19 protein-coding genes are annotated in these 16,452 nt (G+C 65.0%); 10 read left to right on the plus strand and 9 right to left on the minus strand.

Annotation, left to right across the window (positions count from 1 at the left end; genetic code table 11):
- Window positions 1-222: 222 nt before the first annotated feature.
- Window positions 223-1,215, plus strand: coding sequence for a hypothetical protein (locus ACVIIW_RS25335; RefSeq protein ID WP_456703232.1), 993 nt, complete (start codon window positions 223-225; stop codon window positions 1,213-1,215).
- 164 nt (window positions 1,216-1,379) lie between these two features.
- Here ACVIIW_RS25335 and rplI read toward each other — a convergent pair whose 3' ends face one another.
- The 4 genes from rplI to rpsF form a co-directional block, all read right to left on the minus strand.
- Window positions 1,380-1,976, minus strand: coding sequence for a 50S ribosomal protein L9 (gene rplI / locus ACVIIW_RS25340; RefSeq protein WP_456703233.1), 597 nt, complete (start codon window positions 1,974-1,976; stop codon window positions 1,380-1,382).
- Between the two features lie 49 nt (window positions 1,977-2,025).
- Window positions 2,026-2,994, minus strand: coding sequence for a DUF2232 domain-containing protein (locus tag ACVIIW_RS25345; RefSeq protein ID WP_456703234.1), 969 nt, complete (start codon window positions 2,992-2,994; stop codon window positions 2,026-2,028).
- A 132-nt stretch (window positions 2,995-3,126) separates the two neighbouring features.
- Window positions 3,127-3,366: a 30S ribosomal protein S18 gene (rpsR, locus tag ACVIIW_RS25350; RefSeq protein WP_007592020.1), complete on the minus strand. Its 240-nt coding sequence runs from the start codon at window positions 3,364-3,366 to the stop codon at window positions 3,127-3,129.
- A 5-nt stretch (window positions 3,367-3,371) separates the two neighbouring features.
- Window positions 3,372-3,866, minus strand: coding sequence for a 30S ribosomal protein S6 (gene rpsF, locus ACVIIW_RS25355; RefSeq protein ID WP_456703235.1), 495 nt, complete (start codon window positions 3,864-3,866; stop codon window positions 3,372-3,374).
- 344 nt (window positions 3,867-4,210) lie between these two features.
- Here rpsF and ACVIIW_RS25360 point away from each other — a divergent pair, with 344 nt between their 5' ends.
- From ACVIIW_RS25360 to gmk, 9 genes are all read left to right on the plus strand, one after another.
- Window positions 4,211-4,915, plus strand: a complete 705-nt coding sequence (locus tag ACVIIW_RS25360) for a TetR/AcrR family transcriptional regulator C-terminal domain-containing protein (RefSeq protein ID WP_456703236.1) — start codon at window positions 4,211-4,213, stop codon at window positions 4,913-4,915.
- 3 nt (window positions 4,916-4,918) lie between these two features.
- Window positions 4,919-5,944 (plus strand): fatty acid desaturase family protein, encoded by a 1,026-nt coding sequence (locus tag ACVIIW_RS25365; protein WP_456703237.1) that lies wholly within the window; start codon window positions 4,919-4,921, stop codon window positions 5,942-5,944.
- 169 nt (window positions 5,945-6,113) lie between these two features.
- Window positions 6,114-7,073, plus strand: coding sequence for an ACP S-malonyltransferase (fabD, locus tag ACVIIW_RS25370; protein WP_456703238.1), 960 nt, complete (start codon window positions 6,114-6,116; stop codon window positions 7,071-7,073).
- 69 nt (window positions 7,074-7,142) lie between these two features.
- A complete protein-coding gene (gene fabG / locus ACVIIW_RS25375) occupies window positions 7,143-7,880 on the plus strand; it encodes a 3-oxoacyl-[acyl-carrier-protein] reductase (RefSeq protein ID WP_456703239.1) in 738 nt (245 codons plus the stop codon).
- Window positions 7,881-8,189: 309 nt separating this feature from the next.
- Window positions 8,190-8,429, plus strand: coding sequence for an acyl carrier protein (locus ACVIIW_RS25380; protein ID WP_008130699.1), 240 nt, complete (start codon window positions 8,190-8,192; stop codon window positions 8,427-8,429).
- A gap of 107 nt (window positions 8,430-8,536) precedes the next feature.
- Window positions 8,537-9,802: a beta-ketoacyl-ACP synthase II gene (gene fabF, locus ACVIIW_RS25385; protein ID WP_092234622.1), complete on the plus strand. Its 1,266-nt coding sequence runs from the start codon at window positions 8,537-8,539 to the stop codon at window positions 9,800-9,802.
- A gap of 125 nt (window positions 9,803-9,927) precedes the next feature.
- The gene (gene mltG / locus ACVIIW_RS25390) at window positions 9,928-11,202 is read left to right on the plus strand and encodes an endolytic transglycosylase MltG (RefSeq protein WP_456703240.1); all 1,275 of its coding nucleotides are present in this window, start codon (window positions 9,928-9,930) and stop codon (window positions 11,200-11,202) included.
- A 114-nt stretch (window positions 11,203-11,316) separates the two neighbouring features.
- Window positions 11,317-12,204 carry a YicC/YloC family endoribonuclease gene (locus ACVIIW_RS25395; RefSeq protein ID WP_456703241.1) on the plus strand — a complete coding sequence of 296 codons (888 nt, stop codon included), beginning with the start codon at window positions 11,317-11,319 and terminating at the stop codon, window positions 12,202-12,204.
- A gap of 3 nt (window positions 12,205-12,207) precedes the next feature.
- Complete coding sequence (gene gmk, locus ACVIIW_RS25400) at window positions 12,208-12,867, plus strand: guanylate kinase (protein WP_456703242.1); 660 nt, start codon at window positions 12,208-12,210, stop codon at window positions 12,865-12,867.
- Here the strand turns inward: gmk and ACVIIW_RS25405 are convergent.
- From ACVIIW_RS25405 to ACVIIW_RS25425, 5 genes are all read right to left on the minus strand, one after another.
- Window positions 12,800-14,023, minus strand: coding sequence for a hypothetical protein (locus tag ACVIIW_RS25405; RefSeq protein ID WP_456703243.1), 1,224 nt, complete (start codon window positions 14,021-14,023; stop codon window positions 12,800-12,802). The genes gmk and ACVIIW_RS25405 overlap by 68 nt on opposite strands.
- Before the next feature lie 260 nt (window positions 14,024-14,283).
- Complete coding sequence (locus tag ACVIIW_RS25410; protein ID WP_456703244.1) at window positions 14,284-14,460, minus strand: hypothetical protein; 177 nt, start codon at window positions 14,458-14,460, stop codon at window positions 14,284-14,286.
- Between the two features lie 36 nt (window positions 14,461-14,496).
- Complete coding sequence (locus tag ACVIIW_RS25415; RefSeq protein WP_456703245.1) at window positions 14,497-14,688, minus strand: hypothetical protein; 192 nt, start codon at window positions 14,686-14,688, stop codon at window positions 14,497-14,499.
- 391 nt (window positions 14,689-15,079) lie between these two features.
- Complete coding sequence (locus ACVIIW_RS25420; RefSeq protein WP_456703246.1) at window positions 15,080-15,307, minus strand: hypothetical protein; 228 nt, start codon at window positions 15,305-15,307, stop codon at window positions 15,080-15,082.
- A 74-nt stretch (window positions 15,308-15,381) separates the two neighbouring features.
- Window positions 15,382-16,440 carry an alcohol dehydrogenase gene (locus ACVIIW_RS25425; protein ID WP_456703247.1) on the minus strand — a complete coding sequence of 353 codons (1,059 nt, stop codon included), beginning with the start codon at window positions 16,438-16,440 and terminating at the stop codon, window positions 15,382-15,384.
- Between the last annotated feature and the right edge of the window lie 12 nt (window positions 16,441-16,452).

Consider the following 16,452-nt stretch of genomic DNA (forward strand, 5'->3'; position numbering starts at 1 on the left):
ATACCGACGCCTGGGCAATATATTGGTTCCAATGCGTTCGCATGCAAATCTAGGCGACCTCGTCCCACCCCGCTATTGCGCTGTGTTCAAAGCCGATATTCGAAAATGGCGTGTTCACATGCTTATGGAGTGCGCTTCCATTCGCAGCGCAATCGGCTAAAAGGTGACCGCCGCCGCGCCGGATGCCGGTCGTATCTGTCGGATTTCATGGAGATGATGGGAATGTCGAGCCGAGCGCTCAGCCTCGCCACGGTGCTATTTCTGATTGGCTTCGGCACCACCGATGCCGTTCTGGCGCAGGCGACGAACCTCGAGGCCGGCAAGGCCCCCTCCCAGCTTTTCGCGCAAACCTGCACCGCCTGTCACAAGAGCCCGCGGGGGCTGTTGAAGACGGTCGCGCCGGGCTCGCTCCCGGGCTTCCTGCGTCAGCACTACACCACCAGCCCTGACATGGCTGGCGTGCTGGCCTCCTATCTCGTCTCTAACGGTGCCGCTGACGCCCGTTATCAGGCCAAGGACGGCAAGGAGAAGAAGGACGGCGCCAGGGAAAAGGACGCCAACACGAACCCGGGGCAGGCACCCGAGCACCAGGGCCGCCGCCAGCGCTCGCAGGAAGCGACCAGCCCGGAGGGCAGGCCGGAGGGAGAGGGTGCGCCCGCGGCCCATGAGCGCCGCCAGAAGCGCGCGGCCCGGGCGAGTGAGGAAGGCGCCAAGGAAAGCGCACAACCCGAAGCCAACACCGAGCAGCCATCCGAGGGCCGCAGGGGTAAACGGCTGAGCAAGCGCGGCAAGCCCGAGACCGGGGACGCGGCTGCGCCAAAGAGTGAGCCCAAGGTCGAGTCCAGGGGTGAGCCCAAAGCTGAACCAAAGAGCGACAGCGCGAAGATCGAATCGGGTCGCGAGGAATCCAAGCCCGACAGCACCAAGCCAGCCGAGCCCAAGCCTGAGAGCGCCAAGGTCGAGCCGAGCGGAAGCGCGGCGCCGGCCCCGCGCCCCGATCCGGTGCCGCAGGTGACGCCGGCCACGCCGGCGGCCGCTGCTCAGCCGGCAGAACAGGCGGCGCCCAGGCCTGCCGAGGCGGCCGTTTCCAAACCAGCCGAGCCCGCGCCCAGCGCCGAGCCGGTAGCCAAGCCGGCGGAGCCTGCAGCCGCCGCGGCGCCATCCTCGGCACCGGCGGAGTCCTCCGGCCCGCCGGCTCCGCCGATCTCGCGATAAGCGATTTGTCTCATTGATTTGAGAAGGCCGCGCTTAGCGCGGCCTTCGTCGTTTGGACCATCGCTCGAGCTGTACTCTGGCGCCGAGCGAGGTTGTCGCCCCCCAAAACAGAAAGCCCGGCTGCCTGAGGCAGCCGGGCTTCGCAGCCTGCGCCAATGCGAGGCTTACTTCTCGGTCTCTTCCGCAGCCCGCGCGGTGTCGTGCTGGGCTTCCGGATCGAAGAACTCGCCAGCGGCGGCGATTGCCTCTGCGGCCGCGTCGCGGTCCTCGTTGCGGGTGGAGATGTCCTCGCCGCGGTTGATGCGCTCGGCCTCGTCCTGGCTGCGCGCAACGGTGACGGTGACCTCGACCTCGACCTCGGGGTGCACAGCGACAGTGATCGAGTGCTTGCCGATGGTCTTGATCGGTGCATCGAGCTGGACCTGCGGACGGGACAGCGAAACGCCATCAGCCTCGAATGCCATCACGACATCACGCACCGTGACCGAGCCGAACAGTTGGCCGGCTTCCGAAGCCTGACGGATCACGATGATGTTCTTGCCCTCGATCTTCTCGGCGACCTTGGACGCCTCGCCCTTCGACGCAAGATTGCGAGCTTCGAGATCGGCCTTCATGCCGTCGTACTTGGCGCGGTTGTCGGCGGTGGCACGCAGCGCCTTGCCGCGCTTGAGCAGGAAATTGCGGGCATAGCCGTCGCGAACCTTCACGACTTCGCCCATCTGGCCGAGCTTGCTCACGCGTTCCAGCAAGATGACTTCCATATTCTTTCTCCTTTTGAAGTGCTCTGGGTTTTCAGTTTCGGGGTTGAACTCAAGATGTCGGCAATGGCGGCGGTTGCCGGTTGCGCAGGAAGCGCTCGCGGACGCCGAACACGGCGTCCGCGAGCCCTAGGGCGGTCAGCAGGACCAGGCTCACGCTGAACATGAGGATCACGGCGTAGACGGCCGCGAGCCAGAATCCGCGATTGGCGAGATCGCGCGTGACGGTGTGCAGAACGGCGAGGCCGACCAGCGCAAAAGCCATCATCAGGACGGTCGTGACGACGACCGCGAGAGTGCCGGTCATGCCGCCCAAGAAGCTGAAGGCAAGCGCGACGCAGAGTGCCACGAGGGTCATCGGGGGCAAGCTCGTGCTGCTGAGATCCGGGCACGGCCGGTGCAATCGCCCCGACACAGCCGCGACCTTTGCGGCGAGCCAGAGGTTCAAGATCAGAGTCGCCATCTGCGATGCGGCGACCAGAACCGGAATCACTGCGACCATGACGCCGACGCGTGGATCACTCTCGGGAACCGTGGTCTCGGTGACCAGCGAAAGAATCTTGGCGAAGCCGCTGCGCATGGCCTCGCTGATGGCGGACTCGTCACTTCCCAGCGAAAACAGGGATATTGCGGTCAGCAGCGCCGCGAGCGCCGCAATCCAGAGCAGGATTCGTCCAAGCGGGTACCATTCGACGCGAGGGGGGGCGGCATCGTCGCCCGCGCCGCTGTCAACGTGCGGCCTTCCCAGCATGGCGAGATGTCCAAGCCACCAGGCCGGCAACGCGAACGCGAGACCATAACCGAGCGCGAGCGGTGGGCTGAGCGCGCCGGCGATCAGAATCGTCGCGACGAGACCGCCAATCGCGCCGCAGAACGGCCCCCAGGCGATCGCGGCGAGCATCAGGGGCAGTGGAGCAAGATAAACCAGGACGAGCGAGATCAGCGCGCCCGAAATGATCGAGGCGAACATCAGGGCCGACGCAGCGCCGGCGATCAGGGCGATCAGTCCAAATACCATCATCAGCTGTCCCGCTCCCTTCGAGCGGTTAGAGGCGCTTGGGCCCCAACCATCGGCGACCGGACGACCCGGAAGCCTTATGAGTACAGAAAGTCACGACCGGCGACGTGAAACCGCCGCCGGTCGAAATTCGTCTTAGCGAATGACGTAGGGCAAGAGGCCCAGGAACCGCGCGCGCTTGATGGCGCGGGCGAGCTCACGCTGCTTCTTCGCGGACACTGCGGTGATGCGGCTCGGCACGATCTTACCGCGCTCGGAGACATAACGCATCAAGAGCTTGGAGTCCTTGTAGTCGATCTTCGGCGCATTGGCTCCCGTGAATGGGCAGCTCTTGCGGCGACGGAAAAACGGGCGGCGTGCACCAGCTTCAGCCATTGTTCTTACTCCCCATCCGTCGTTTCAGCTTCGTCGCGCCCACGGCGCGGGCCGCGATCGCCGCGGAAGCCACCGTCACGATCACCACCACGGAAACCGCCTTCGCGGTCGCCACGGAAACCGCCTTCGCGCTCACCGCGGAAGCCGCCGCCACGGTCGTCGCGCTCGCGATCACGGTCGGCCTTTCGCATCATCGCGGACGGGCCTTCCTCGAGCTCTTCGACGCGGACGCTGAGATAGCGGATCACGTCTTCGCTGATGCGCTCCTGGCGCTCGATCTCGGCGATCGCCGCGGACGGCGCGTCGATGTTGAGCAGCACGAAGTGCGCCTTGCGGTTCTTGTTCATGCGGTAGGTGAGGGAGCGAACGCCCCAATTCTCGGTCTTGGTGACCTTGCCGCCGAGACCTTCGACGATGCCGGTCATCTGCGCAGTCAGCTCTTCGACCTGCTGCGCGCTCGCGTCCTGGCGCGCGAGAAAAACATGCTCATAGAGAGCCATTGTGGTCCTTTCCTCGTGTTGGCGCGTTGCCCGGCGTCAAGCCCTTAAGAGACCTTCGGAAAGGACTCTGGGATTAAGCTCAGAAGGCGGAAACACGGGACGACGGGCCGACTGGCCCTGCCACACCAAAATCACTGAGGATTTGCTGAGACCGTCCGTTCAGCTCCCGGCCGGGGTCTGCGGATGCGCGCGTTATAAGGATTTTGGCCGGCTTGGCAAGGTTTGAGGCCGAGTTTTTGGCCCAGGTCGTCCCGGTGGGCTGGCCCAGGCAGGTCCAGCCCCGCCTCATTCGCCTTGAAATGTTTGTTTGTATGTCATACAAATAGATCGGACGGAGGACCTCGATGGCGGAAAAGTCGGTCCATGAGCCGCTCGAGGCGGCTGGCGACCCGAAGCATGCGGCGCGGGCGACGCGTTCGGCCGGCCGCAAGATGCGCTCCCTGCTCTTGGACGCCGCGAGCCCGCTATTTCGCGCGCGGGGGCTGTCGGGCACCGCGATCACCGACATCGCAGCCGCCGCAGACGCATTCCCGAGCCAGATCACCTATTACTTCCGTACCAAGGAGGCGCTGTTCGTCGAATGCGCCTGCCGTGATCTCCTGTATCTGGCGCGCGCGACCGAGCAAGCGGCGCTGAAGGCTCATACGCCGCGGGAATACACTCACGCGCTGGCCGAGACGGTGACGGCGAGCGACTCGATCGCCTTCTTCGCGGAGGCGCTGACGCTGACGCGGCGGCGCCAGGATCTTGCGCCGCTGGTCGAGCGCACCATCGAGCGCCTGCACTCTGAAGGCGCGCGGGCCTATGCGGGCCAGGTGGCGCGCCACGGCTGGCGTTCGCTCCGCGCGCCCGACGACAGCTCGCGGCGGTTCTGGGCCGTCGCCATCGGAACCATTCTCGAAGGCTGCGCCATGGGCCGCTCGCCCGAGGCGCTCTGCGCCGAAATGCTGCGTGTGCTTGGCGAGCAGGCGAAATCTACAGGTGACACGACCCGCCTTCGTCTCGTCGACGAGCGCGATACATCCGACGGTCCGAACGAACAGGGGTAGGTCATGACCGCGCTTCGCATGCGTGCCCGCGATTTCCTGACCGATGAGCAACTCGCCGATGTCCGTCAGCGCGTGACCTGGAAGGGTATCGTGATGATCGCGCACGCCTGGGCGCTGATCTTTGGCGCGATCGCGCTGGTCGCGTGGTGGCCCAATCCGATCATTTACAGTCTCGCCGTCGCCATCATCGGCTCACGCCAACTTGGCCTGGCAATCCTCATGCATGACGGCGCTCATGGTTGCCTGTCTGCTGACGAGAAAACCAACCTCGCGCTGAGCCAGTGGCTCTGCGCCTATCCGATCTTTGCGGAGACGCGCAGCTATCGGCGCTATCATTTGCAGCATCATGCGCGCACGCAGCAGCAGGACGATCCTGATCTCGTGCTGTCGGCGCCATTTCCGATCACCAGGCTGAGCTACCGCCGCAAGTTCATCCGCGACATCACCGGGCAGACCGGCTACCAGCAGCGCAAGGCGCAATTGCTCAACGCGCTCGGGCCGAAGGACTGGCCCTGGCGTCAGCGCGCCGCGCATTTCTGGGACAAGCTTGGTCCGCAATGCCTCGTCAACGCCGCGATGTTCGCTGGCCTCGCGGTCGCGGGCGCGTGGTGGGCCTATCCGCTGCTATGGCTGATGCCGCTGCTCACCTGGATGATGGTCATCACCCGCATCCGCAACATCGCCGAGCACGCTGTCGTGCCTGACAGCGGCGATCCCTTGCGTAACACCCGCACGACGCATGCGAACGTCTTGGAGCGTCTGTTCATCGCGCCGTACTACGTCAATTATCATCTCGAACATCATCTGCTGTTCTACGTGCCCTGCTACAATCTTCCGAAGGTCCATCGCCTGCTCAGCGAGAGCCGCCATGCAGGCCGGATGGAGGTTCAGCCGGGCTACGCCGCGGTGCTGCGGCTCGCGACCGCGAAGCCCGATCGCGATGACGGTCCCGGCAAGCTGGTGAACAGCGCGCGTCGTGCGCAGGCGGGGGCGGCGGTCGATGCCAATCAGACCAACGGTGGCTTCTAGGGGCCGCATCCCCAGGTGATTGCCGGGCGAAGTGCCCAACTTAGCTTGACATTTTGGCCATGGCCGGGTCTACGGCCCCTTTCGGAGCATGGTCGGGAACCAAGGCTCGGGCCGGACGTCATCGGCTGCCGGGTTCTCATAGGGCTTGAGCGATCCAGGGGAGCGCCGAATGACGGCAGCATTTACATTTCCGGGGCAGGGTTCCCAGGCTGTTGGGATGGGCAAGTCCTTGGCCGACGCCTTTCCGGTGGCGCGCGCCGTGTTCGACGAGGTCGATGCGGCCCTTGGAGAAAAGCTGACGGAGATCATTTGGGAGGGTCCCGCGGAAACCCTGCAGCTCACCCAGAACGCACAACCGGCCTTGATGGCGGTATCTGTGGCTACTCTGCGCGTGCTGGAGGCCGAGGCTGGCTTTTCTGTGGGGCAGGACGCTGCCTTTGTGGCCGGCCACTCGCTTGGCGAATATTCGGCGCTGGCTGCTGCCGGCAGCCTGACGATCTCGGACACCGCGCGGCTGCTTCGCACCCGCGGTCTCGCAATGCAGAAGGCCGTGCCTGTTGGGGCCGGTGCCATGGCCGCGCTGCTCGGCCTCGATTACGAGGCGGCCATGGAGGTCGCCAAGGAGGCGGCGCAGGGCCAGATCTGCCAGGCTGCCAACGATAATGGTGGCGGGCAGGTGGTCGTCTCCGGCGACAAGGCCGCGGTCGATCGCGCCGTCGAGCTTGCCAAAACCAAGGGCGCCAAGCGCGCGATGCTGCTGCCGGTGTCCGCGCCGTTCCACTGCCAGCTTATGCAGCCCGCGGCCGACGCGATGGCGGACGCGCTGTCCAGGGTCACGATCAAGGCGCCTGCCGCGCCGCTGGTGTCGAACGTGCTGGCATCTGCCATCACCGATCCCGACGAGATCCGTCGCCGGCTGATCGAGCAGGTCACCGGCACGGTGCGCTGGCGCGAGTCGGTTGCCTATATGGCAGGGCAGGGCGTCACCCGCTTTTTCGAGATCGGCGCCGGCAAGGTGCTGACGGGTCTCGTCAAGCGCATCGCCGACGGCGCCGTCGGCGTTGCAGTCGGTGGTCCCAACGATATTGCCGCCGCCAAGGATGCATTGGCTGCTGCCAAGCAGGCTTGAGTTTGCGCACGATCTGTCCGGAAAACCGCTGCACAGTTTTCCGGATCGTGCTTTGGAGGAGTTGTTTCGATGTTCGATCTGACTGGCAAAAAGGCGCTCGTCACCGGCGCGACCGGCGGCATCGGCGGGGCGATTGCGCAGGCGCTGCACGCGCAGGGCGCCACCGTCGCGATCTCTGGAACGCGCAAGGAAGTGCTGGATGAGCTGGCCGGCAAGCTCGGCGAGCGTGCCTTCGTGCTGCCCTGCAACCTCTCCAAGGCCGACGAGGTCGAGGCGCTGGTGCCGGCTGCCGAAGCGGCTATGGGCCAGGTCGACATTCTCATCGCCAATGCCGGCATCACGCGTGACAATCTGTTCGTTCAGCTCCGCGACGAGGATTGGGACGAGGTTATCAACGTCAATCTGACCGCGACCTTCCGACTGGCGCGGGCCGCCACCAAGCTGATGATGCGCAAGCGCTTCGGCCGGATCGTCGCCATCACCTCTGTGGTCGGCGTGACAGGCAACCCCGGGCAAGGCAATTACACCGCCTCGAAGGCGGGCCTGATCGGCATGATCAAGACGCTCGGCGCCGAATACGCCAAGCGCGGCGTCACCGCCAACTGCATCGCGCCCGGCTTCATCAAAACGCCGATGACAGATGCACTCAATGACAAGCAGCGAGAGACGATTCTGACCAAGGTTCCGGCCAACCGCCTGGGGACGCCCGAGGACATTGCGGCTGCCGCCGTCTACCTGTGTTCGAACGAAGCAGCCTACGTCACCGGCCAAACCCTTCACGTCAACGGCGGCATGGCCATGATCTGACGCGCCGTTCCGCACTGCCCACATGGGCGGGGTGGAAGCGGCAACGGCCGTTTCCGGAGCGAATTGAGGCGTGTAGTCAAGGCAGTTGAAGTATGATAACCGGACGCTCAACGGATGGGCAAAGAACGCCATTGCAGGTTTTTGAAACCCTGTATATTGGCGATGCAGAGCCTTGGCCGTCGTTCGCCCGGTCCTGCATCGTCTAGGGTGGGACCACATCAAAGTTCGTAAGCGAAGGCAGTCAACGACCACGACGGCTCGTATCGTCCCGGGGGGTCGGGTCTACAGGGAACAACACGAGGTTATGCAATGAGTGACATTGGCGAGCGGGTTAAGAAGATCGTGGTCGAACACCTTGGTGTTGAACCCGAGAAGGTTGTCGACGCTGCGAGCTTCATCGACGACCTCGGCGCCGACAGTCTGGACACCGTCGAGCTGGTGATGGCGTTCGAAGAAGAATTCGGCTGCGAGATTCCGGACGATGCCGCGGAGACGATTCTCACCGTCGGCGACGCCACGAAGTTTCTCGAGAAGAACGCGAAGAGCTAAGGCTCTTCATTTCGCGGGGACAACATTGAAACCGGACGGGCCGCTTCCCAGCGGCCAGCCGGTTTCTTGTTATTGGCCGTGAATCTTTCGATGCGGAGTTTTCGGACATGAGGCGGGTTGTCGTCACGGGTCTCGGCATGGTGTCGCCACTCGGCTGCGGCGTCGAGCCGACCTGGAAGCGCATTCTCAACGGTGAGAGCGGTGCTCGTCCAATCGAGAGCTTCGATGTCTCCGATCTGCAGACCAAGATCGCCTGCACGGTGGTGCGCGGCGACGGCAGCAACGACACCTTCAATGCCGACAAGTGGATGGAGCCGAAAGACCAGCGCAAGGTCGACGACTTCATCATCTTCGGCATGGCCGCGGCCGGCCAGGCGCTCGACGATGCCAATTGGCATCCCGAGACCGAAGAGGACAAATGTGCGACCGGCACCATGATCGGCTCGGGCATCGGCGGCCTCAACGGCATCGCCGACACCGCGATCCTTTTGAAGGAGCGCGGACCACGCCGGGTGTCCCCGTTCTTCATACCCGGCCGCCTGATCAATCTCGCCTCCGGGTATGTTTCGATCGCGCACGGGTTGAAGGGACCGAACCATTCGGTGGTCACGGCCTGCTCGACCGGGGCGCACGCCGTCGGCGACGCCGCCCGACTGATCGCGCTCGGCGATGCCGACGTGATGGTTGCCGGCGGAGCGGAGTCGCCGATCAGCCGCATCGGCATCGCCGGCTTCAACGCGGCGCGGGCGCTGTCGACCGGGTTCAACGAGACGCCCGAGAAGGCCTCGCGTCCCTACGACAAGGACCGTGACGGGTTTGTCATGGGCGAGGGCGCCGGAGTCCTCGTTCTGGAGGAGCTCGATCACGCCCGGCGACGCGGCGCGAAGATCTATGCCGAGGTGATCGGCTACGGTCTGTCGGGCGATGCCTATCACATCACGTCGCCTGCGCCCGACGGCGATGGCGGCTTCCGCAGCATGTCCGCCGCGCTCAAGCGGGCCGGCCTGACGGCATCCGACCTCGACTACATCAACGCGCACGGCACCTCCACGCCGCTCGGCGACGAGATCGAGCTCGGCGCGGTGGAGCGGCTGCTTGGCAATGCCGCGTCAAAGGTCGCGATGTCCTCGACCAAATCGTCGACCGGCCATCTGCTCGGCGCTGCCGGTGCGATCGAGGCGATCTTCGCCATCCTCGCGATTCGCGATAACGTCGTCCCACCGACCATCAATTTGGACAACCCGTCGATCGAGACCGCGATCGATCTCGTGCCGCACAAGGCGAAGAAACGTGACGTGAACGTTGCGTTGTCGAATTCCTTCGGGTTCGGCGGTACCAACGCGTCGGTGATCGTCCGGCGACTAAGCCAATAGTTTGTGTTCGCGACGAATCCACCGTTTTGCCGTATTCGGCGATAGTCATGTCTGTGGGCGCGTGTAGTTGGCTCGGCAAGTGATTGCCCGGCCGCGATTGAACCGGCAGGATTCAGGTTGCTTCGATGAGTGAAAGGCCGCCCATTTCGCCCCGGAGTCCGCGGGCAGCGCTCGAGCCCGAGCAGGTCCCACCGCCGCCGAAGCGTTCGGAGCGGGCGCGCAATCCCTTTGTCGTGGTCGGCAACGCCATCATCACCTTGCTCTTGATCGGCATGATCGGCGCAGGCGCGGCCTATTATTACGGACGGCAGGTGCTCGAATCGCCCGGGCCGCTGAAGGACGACAAGATCGTCAACATTCCCCAGCGCGCGGGCAAGCGCGACATCGCCGAGACCCTGAACCGGGAAGGCGTGACCGACGTCAATCCATGGGTGTTCATCGGCGCCGTGGCTGCGCTGAAGGCGAGCTCGGACCTGAAGCCCGGTGAGTATTCGTTCCAGAAGAACGCGTCCCTGCGTGACGTCATCGCGACCATCGTCGAAGGCAAGGTTGTCCAGCACGCCGTCACGATTCCGGAGGGCCTGACCTCCGAGCAGATCGTGGCGCGGCTGTCCGACAACGACATCTTCACCGGCAGCGTGCACGAGGTGCCCCGTGAGGGCACGCTGCTGCCCGAGACCTACAAGTTCCCGCGCGGGACCCCGCGCGACCAGGTGATCCAGCGCATGCAGCAGGCGCACAAGCGCGTGCTCGCGGAGATTTGGGAGCGCCGCAGCCAGGATCTTCCTGTCAAGACGCCGGAGCAATTGGTGACGCTTGCCTCGATCGTCGAGAAGGAGACCGGCAAGCCGGACGAGCGCAGCCGCGTCGCCGCCGTGTTCGTCAATCGCCTGAAGCAGAAGATCAAGCTGCAGTCCGATCCGACCATCATCTACGGCCTTGTCGGCGGCAAGGGCACGCTGGGACGTCCGATCAAGCGCAGTGAGATCACGCAGCCCTCGCCCTACAATACCTATGTGATCGAGGGACTGCCGCCGGGTCCGATTGCCAACCCCGGCCGTGCCTCGTTGGAGGCCGCCGCCAACCCGGCCCGCACCCGCGACCTCTTCTTCGTCGCCGACGGTTCGGGCGGGCACGCCTTCACCGAGACCTACGACGCGCACCAGAAGAACGTCGCCAAGCTGCGCGCGATGGAGAAGCAGATCCAGAACGACATGGTCGAGCCGGCCGATGATGCGCCAGCGCCGGCCACCGCGGCGCCCGCCCCCACGGCGCCGGCAGCCGCAGATACGGCTCCGACCGCCACGACGCCGGCACCACGGCCGAAGAAGCCGGCACGGTCTGCGGCGCCCGCCCGCCAGGGCGCGGTGCAGCCGTCGCCGCCGGTGGTCCAGCGCTAGGCTGGCTGCAGACGTGCTACGGACTTTGCGGATTCCACTTTCCTGCAAAATAGTCTTAAGATTCCCGTGGCCTGATGGCCTCGCGAATCCCATGTTTCCGGAGAAACTGACCTGATGGCGCTGTCGTCCATGACCGGCTTTGCCCGAAGCCACGGCGCAAGCGGGCCGTATACGTTCGAATGGGAATTGAAGTCGGTCAACGCCAAGGGCTTTGACTTGCGGGTGCGGCTGCCGCAGGGCTTCGACGAGCTCGAGGCCCACGCCAAGAAGCGCGCCGGCGAGCTTTTGGCGCGCGGAACCGTCTACGCCAATCTCAACGTCAAGCGCGCCAACGCAGCCGCCAGCGTCCGCGTCAACGAGGACGTGCTCAACGCCGTGCTGAAGGCCGCCGCCGTGATCGCCGGCAAGGTCGACGCGGTTGCGCCGAGCATCGACGGCCTGCTCGCGATCAAGGGCGTCGTCGAGGTCGCCGAGCCCGAGGGCGATGAGGAGGAGGACAAGGCTGCGCGTGCCGCTGCAGCCGATGCGTTCGACAAGGCGCTCGACGAGCTCGTGGCGATGCGCAAGCGCGAGGGCATCTCGCTCGGACAGATCCTGACCCAGCGGGTCGACGAGGTCGAACAGCTGGCGAAGAAGGCGGAAGGTTCGCCCGGCCGCAAGCCGGAGGCGATCAAGGCCAGGCTCGCCGAGCAGATCGCCGCGTTGCTCGACACCTCCGATCGTTTCGATTCCGACCGCCTGATGCAGGAAGCGATCCTGATCGCGACCAGGGCCGACATCCGTGAGGAGCTCGACCGCATCGCCTCGCACATCGCGCAGGCGCGCGAGCTAATCGGCAAGGGCGGCCCGATCGGCCGCAAGCTCGACTTCCTGGCGCAGGAATTTCACCGGGAGGTCAACACCTGCTGCTCCAAGTCAAACGACATCGAACTGACCAATACCGGGCTCGCCATGAAGAACGTGGTCGAGCAATTCCGCGAGCAGGTCCAGAATCTGGAGTGATCGATGACGACGGGCGGCCACGGAACTGATGGTGTCGAGCGGCGCGGATTGATGTTCGTGCTGTCCTCGCCGTCCGGCGCGGGCAAGACGACGCTGTCGCGTTTGTTGATCGAGCGCATGCCGGACCTGAAAATGTCGGTCTCCGCGACCACCCGCGCGATGCGGCCAGGCGAGGTCAACGGCACGGATTATTCATTCGTCGACAAGGCCACCTTCGAGGCGATGGTGAAGGCCGGCGAACTGCTGGAATGGGCCACCGTGTTCGACAACAGCTACGGCACGCCGCGCCGCCCCGTCGAAGCGGCGCTATCGGCCGGGCAGGACGTGCTGTTCGACATCGACTGGCAGGGCACGCAGCAGCTGCGCGAGAAGGCGCGTGCGGATGTCGTCAGCGTGTTCATCCTGCCGCCGTCGGCCAGCGATCTCGAGAAACGACTGCATTCCCGCGCGCAGGATTCCGACGAGGTGATCCGCAAGCGCATGAGCCGCGCCGGCCACGAGATGAGTCACTGGGCCGAGTACGATTACATCGTCATCAACCACAACATCGATGACGCCTTTGCCGAGGTGCAGTCGATCCTGAAGGCCGAGCGCCTCAAGCGCGAGCGGCGGATTGGCCTTGTGAGCTTCGTGCGAGGGCTGCAGGGTCAGCTTCAAGGCTAGCAAGGTCAGCTTTTGGGGCAGGCCGCGTCAGCCGTGGCCCTTCCGTCGCCAGCCGCTCCAGCATCGCCGTGATGATATCGATGGCGACGCCATTTTCGTCGACCGCATGCTCTTGATGTGCGTCCGCGTCTGGCTCTGCCGGCTCGTCGTGGCGGATGTCGTCGGCGAGATGAGGCGCGGGGCGCTCGATCTCGAACTCGCCGTGGAAATAGTCGATCTCGGTTTCGTCAGGTTCTGTTGCGGCAACCTGCGTGGGACGCCCCTGCGCAGCGATCCGGCCGATCGCGTCGGAGAATGCTGCGATCTGGCGGCCTTCCGAACGGATGGAATCGAAGTCCACCGGAAGCGGCCGCGCGACATGCGGCGCCGGTTCGGTGTGCCAGGGCGCGCGGCTGTCATGGTCATCCTGCCGGTGATCCCACTTCACCCGGCGATCGGCTGTCCGGACGCGCCTGCGCCCGCCTGCGAAGCGATAAATCACGCTCGCGAGGATGCCAGCGAGCGCCAGCGCACCGCCGACGACGAGCAATAGCATCTGGAGCGAACCCGTAGGCTTGTCCGCCGGCGGCTCGGCCGCGGCGAGGGCCGCCGGGGCAGGGGATGCGGCCGGGTTCTCGCTCGGCTGTGCGGCGTTCGGCGCAGGTGCGGCAGCCGGCTGCGGCGAAGCGGCGGTCGCAGTGGCGTCAGGCCCGGGCGCGGTGATGGCGGGCTGCGCCGCATTGGCATCCAGGGTGCTGGGCGCCTGCCGAGCTGAAGCTGCGGCCGGCGCGGGCGTGACCGCTGCGGCTCTGGTCTGCTGCTGTGCCATGTACTCAGCATGCGCGTTCTGCACCGATTGCGCCGCGGGTGGAGCCGCATCCGGCGTATCGGCCGCCGCCTGCGCGATTTGCGCGGCTTTGGCGTCTTCGGCGCGCAGATACCAGCATTGCCGCTTGGTCGCGCGCTCGAGCCGATAGTGCCAGTGCTGTCCGTGTGGCGCGACGCCTTTGGGGGACGCCAGGCAGTCGCCCGCGGCATTCGCGGTGCTTGCGGCAGGGGGCGCGCTTGGCGCGTTCTGGGAGACAGCGGCCAATGGTACGCCCGCGACGATGCTGCCGATCAGCGCGGATATGAACTTTGCGGTGCGGTTGCCCATCCTGGTCTCCCGTTTACGCATGACGCAACTCGTTACGGGGGCTTTCTCAACAAAGAGTTAGGTGGCAATGAGCCCCAAATCCGGAGAGGATGTGGCTTGAATCGGGCTTGCGACGTGTTCGTTCCATCCGAATTGAGTCATTTCGGGGGCGTTTGGTGGGGGCGCGGTTCCGCAAGCTGGAATTGCGACGGGCCCGGCGCGGGATGCGGGCTCATTCATGCCGGATGATAATCGTGCGGGCCGACCGGTGCTTCGCCGCCGTCAAGCGGCGGGCGAAGGCATCACTTGGTGGCGCAGCAGTCGACCAAGAGGCGCCAGATGCGCTGGATCTCGGCTGACCTCTGCATCTCGAGCACGTGGTTCTCGCTGGAATGAAGAGATGCTGCTTCGGAGTGTTGTTCGCGCGGTGCGATCCAGCGTTCTGAGATCGGATCGTACCATTTGCTCGGCGTCACCACGTTCGTATCTCCTCTTCATCCCCCTGGTTTCTGCGCCTATCCCATGCGCCGGTTGCTGGTGTTCTGGGTGAGATTGCCGTGAGCCGCCTGCTCACGGATGTTCTGCTTCTCGTCGTCGCGATGGCCCTTGGTGGTGTCGACGGGAACGTCCGGCGCGCTGCCGGGGCCTTTGTGGCTCTGGTTCTCGTCGGGAACGGGCTGGACCGTTTTTGTCAGCGGCTTCGTCATGCGCTCGACTCCGTCGTTGCCTTTGACAAGAGGCCAACGCACGCCGGGCGCGGGACGTTCCCAAGCCTGGATGAAGTGATGGGGCCGGCATTAGTGCTGCAATACCTCTTCTCGGCTGACGAAGAACTCTCGCGGGTGCGGAGCCCGTTGCCTGCCGACTCGGCGCATTGCGGCGCCTCGCGGTACTTTCCGATCATTGCTCGATGCCGTCGAGGGCATCCAGTAGCGGCGTCCATGCGCGGAACCATGCCCGCAGGCCTCTGAATCCCGTGTTTCCGGCTGCAAAGGCTGCCGTGAGCCCACTGACGAATTAACGAGATTGTCGCGAGCCGCCCGCCTTCCTGAAGTCACGCTGCCACGCCGCGGTGTCCGAGGGCATGGGCTGGCGCTGCTAGCCGAGGCGCGCTTCGCGTCCGGCAGGCTCGCGGTTCAAGTACCGATAGGTGTCGATCGCCCTGTTGGCGAGCATCAGCGGACGGCGCTCGCCGGTCTTCAGCTGCGCTTCGATCGCGTCGAGAATGACGTTTGCCGAGGTGTCAGGCGGGCCCAGCTCGCCGCTCTTCTCGAGGAAGCTCCAGGCGATGAAGAATGCGCTCTCGACCGTGCAACGAATGGACATGCGCTGCCAACGCCGCGCGGCGGCAGGCGTTCCGTGAGCGGCGGCTAGATATGCATCTCGCCGCCGGCCTAAACTCAGTTCTTCAGCACGATACGGCCGACCACCTTGCCGGCGCGAAGTTCGTCGATCCACTTCTGCACGTCGCCCATCGGCTCTTCGCGCATCGGCGTCGGCTTGATCTTGCCGGCGCGGGCAAGCGCCATCAGTTCGTGAGCCTCCGCGAGCGTGCCGACCATGAAGCCTTCAACGGTAAGGCGTTTGTAGACCCATTGCACCATCGGCAGCGTGAACTGGCCGCCCATCAGGCCGGAGACCACGACCTTGCCGCCGCGCGCGGCGACCGCGACGGCAAACGCCATCGACTTCTCGTTGCCGGCGAAGTCGACGACCCCGTCGAAGCCGCCATCGGTCTCCTTCAGGATGCGCTTGATCACGTCGGACTCGGACGGATCGTAGGCATTGGCTGCGCCGTTCTTGAGCGCCGTCTCGCGCGCGGCCGGCGAGAGATCGGCCACCGTGATCGGCTGCTTGAACATGGCTTGCGCGAACGACAGGCCCATCATGCCGACGCCACCAAGACCGATCAGCAACAGGTTGCGCTGGCGCGGACGGTCGACCAGGCGCTTGAGTGCGCCATAGGCCGTGACGCCGGAGCACATCAGCGTCGCCGCCTGGTTGACGGGCAGGGGATCATAGTCGAGCAGATATTTCGCGTCGGGCACGAGCACGTGGGTGGCGAAGCCGCCATCGATGGAGACGCCCAGGAAGCGCTGCTTCGCGCAAAGGTTCTCGTCGCCGTTCTTGCAGTCGCGGCACTGCCCGCAGCCGATCCAGGGAAACACCGCCTTCTTCGAACCGACGAGACCCGCCGGCACGTGGGGGCCGACTTCGTCGACGATTCCGGCGATCTCGTGGCCCAGCGTGAACGGCAGCGTCATGCCACGGGTGGTATCGAGCTTCTTGCCGCCGCCGAGATCGGCATAGCCATCCTGGATGTGCAAGTCGGAATGACAGAGGCCACAGCGCTCGATGCGCACCAGCACCTCGGCGCCTTCCGGTTTTGGTGTGTCGACGATGGTCTCGCACAGCGGCGCATCGAACTTGACCAGCGATTGACGACGCATCATCGCCATTTTCTTTCCTCC

The sequence above is a fragment of the Bradyrhizobium sp. USDA 4449 genome, from assembly GCF_054056275.1.

What these genes read in the sequence shown, in the direction of transcription:
- ACVIIW_RS25335 (WP_456703232.1), top strand. Translation starts at nt 223, where the DNA reads ATGTCGAGCCGAGCGCTCAGCCTCGCCACGGTGCTATTTCTGATTGGC.
- rplI (WP_456703233.1), bottom strand. Translation starts at nt 1,976, where the DNA reads ATGGAAGTCATCTTGCTGGAACGCGTGAGCAAGCTCGGCCAGATGGGC.
- ACVIIW_RS25345 (WP_456703234.1), bottom strand. Translation starts at nt 2,994, where the DNA reads ATGATGGTATTTGGACTGATCGCCCTGATCGCCGGCGCTGCGTCGGCC.
- rpsR (WP_007592020.1), bottom strand. Translation starts at nt 3,366, where the DNA reads ATGGCTGAAGCTGGTGCACGCCGCCCGTTTTTCCGTCGCCGCAAGAGC.
- rpsF (WP_456703235.1), bottom strand. Translation starts at nt 3,866, where the DNA reads ATGGCTCTCTATGAGCATGTTTTTCTCGCGCGCCAGGACGCGAGCGCG.
- ACVIIW_RS25360 (WP_456703236.1), top strand. Translation starts at nt 4,211, where the DNA reads ATGGCGGAAAAGTCGGTCCATGAGCCGCTCGAGGCGGCTGGCGACCCG.
- ACVIIW_RS25365 (WP_456703237.1), top strand. Translation starts at nt 4,919, where the DNA reads ATGACCGCGCTTCGCATGCGTGCCCGCGATTTCCTGACCGATGAGCAA.
- fabD (WP_456703238.1), top strand. Translation starts at nt 6,114, where the DNA reads ATGACGGCAGCATTTACATTTCCGGGGCAGGGTTCCCAGGCTGTTGGG.
- fabG (WP_456703239.1), top strand. Translation starts at nt 7,143, where the DNA reads ATGTTCGATCTGACTGGCAAAAAGGCGCTCGTCACCGGCGCGACCGGC.
- ACVIIW_RS25380 (WP_008130699.1), top strand. Translation starts at nt 8,190, where the DNA reads ATGAGTGACATTGGCGAGCGGGTTAAGAAGATCGTGGTCGAACACCTT.
- fabF (WP_092234622.1), top strand. Translation starts at nt 8,537, where the DNA reads ATGAGGCGGGTTGTCGTCACGGGTCTCGGCATGGTGTCGCCACTCGGC.
- mltG (WP_456703240.1), top strand. Translation starts at nt 9,928, where the DNA reads ATGAGTGAAAGGCCGCCCATTTCGCCCCGGAGTCCGCGGGCAGCGCTC.
- ACVIIW_RS25395 (WP_456703241.1), top strand. Translation starts at nt 11,317, where the DNA reads ATGGCGCTGTCGTCCATGACCGGCTTTGCCCGAAGCCACGGCGCAAGC.
- gmk (WP_456703242.1), top strand. Translation starts at nt 12,208, where the DNA reads ATGACGACGGGCGGCCACGGAACTGATGGTGTCGAGCGGCGCGGATTG.
- ACVIIW_RS25405 (WP_456703243.1), bottom strand. Translation starts at nt 14,023, where the DNA reads ATGCGTAAACGGGAGACCAGGATGGGCAACCGCACCGCAAAGTTCATA.
- ACVIIW_RS25415 (WP_456703245.1), bottom strand. Translation starts at nt 14,688, where the DNA reads ATGACGAAGCCGCTGACAAAAACGGTCCAGCCCGTTCCCGACGAGAAC.
- ACVIIW_RS25420 (WP_456703246.1), bottom strand. Translation starts at nt 15,307, where the DNA reads ATGTCCATTCGTTGCACGGTCGAGAGCGCATTCTTCATCGCCTGGAGC.
- ACVIIW_RS25425 (WP_456703247.1), bottom strand. Translation starts at nt 16,440, where the DNA reads ATGGCGATGATGCGTCGTCAATCGCTGGTCAAGTTCGATGCGCCGCTG.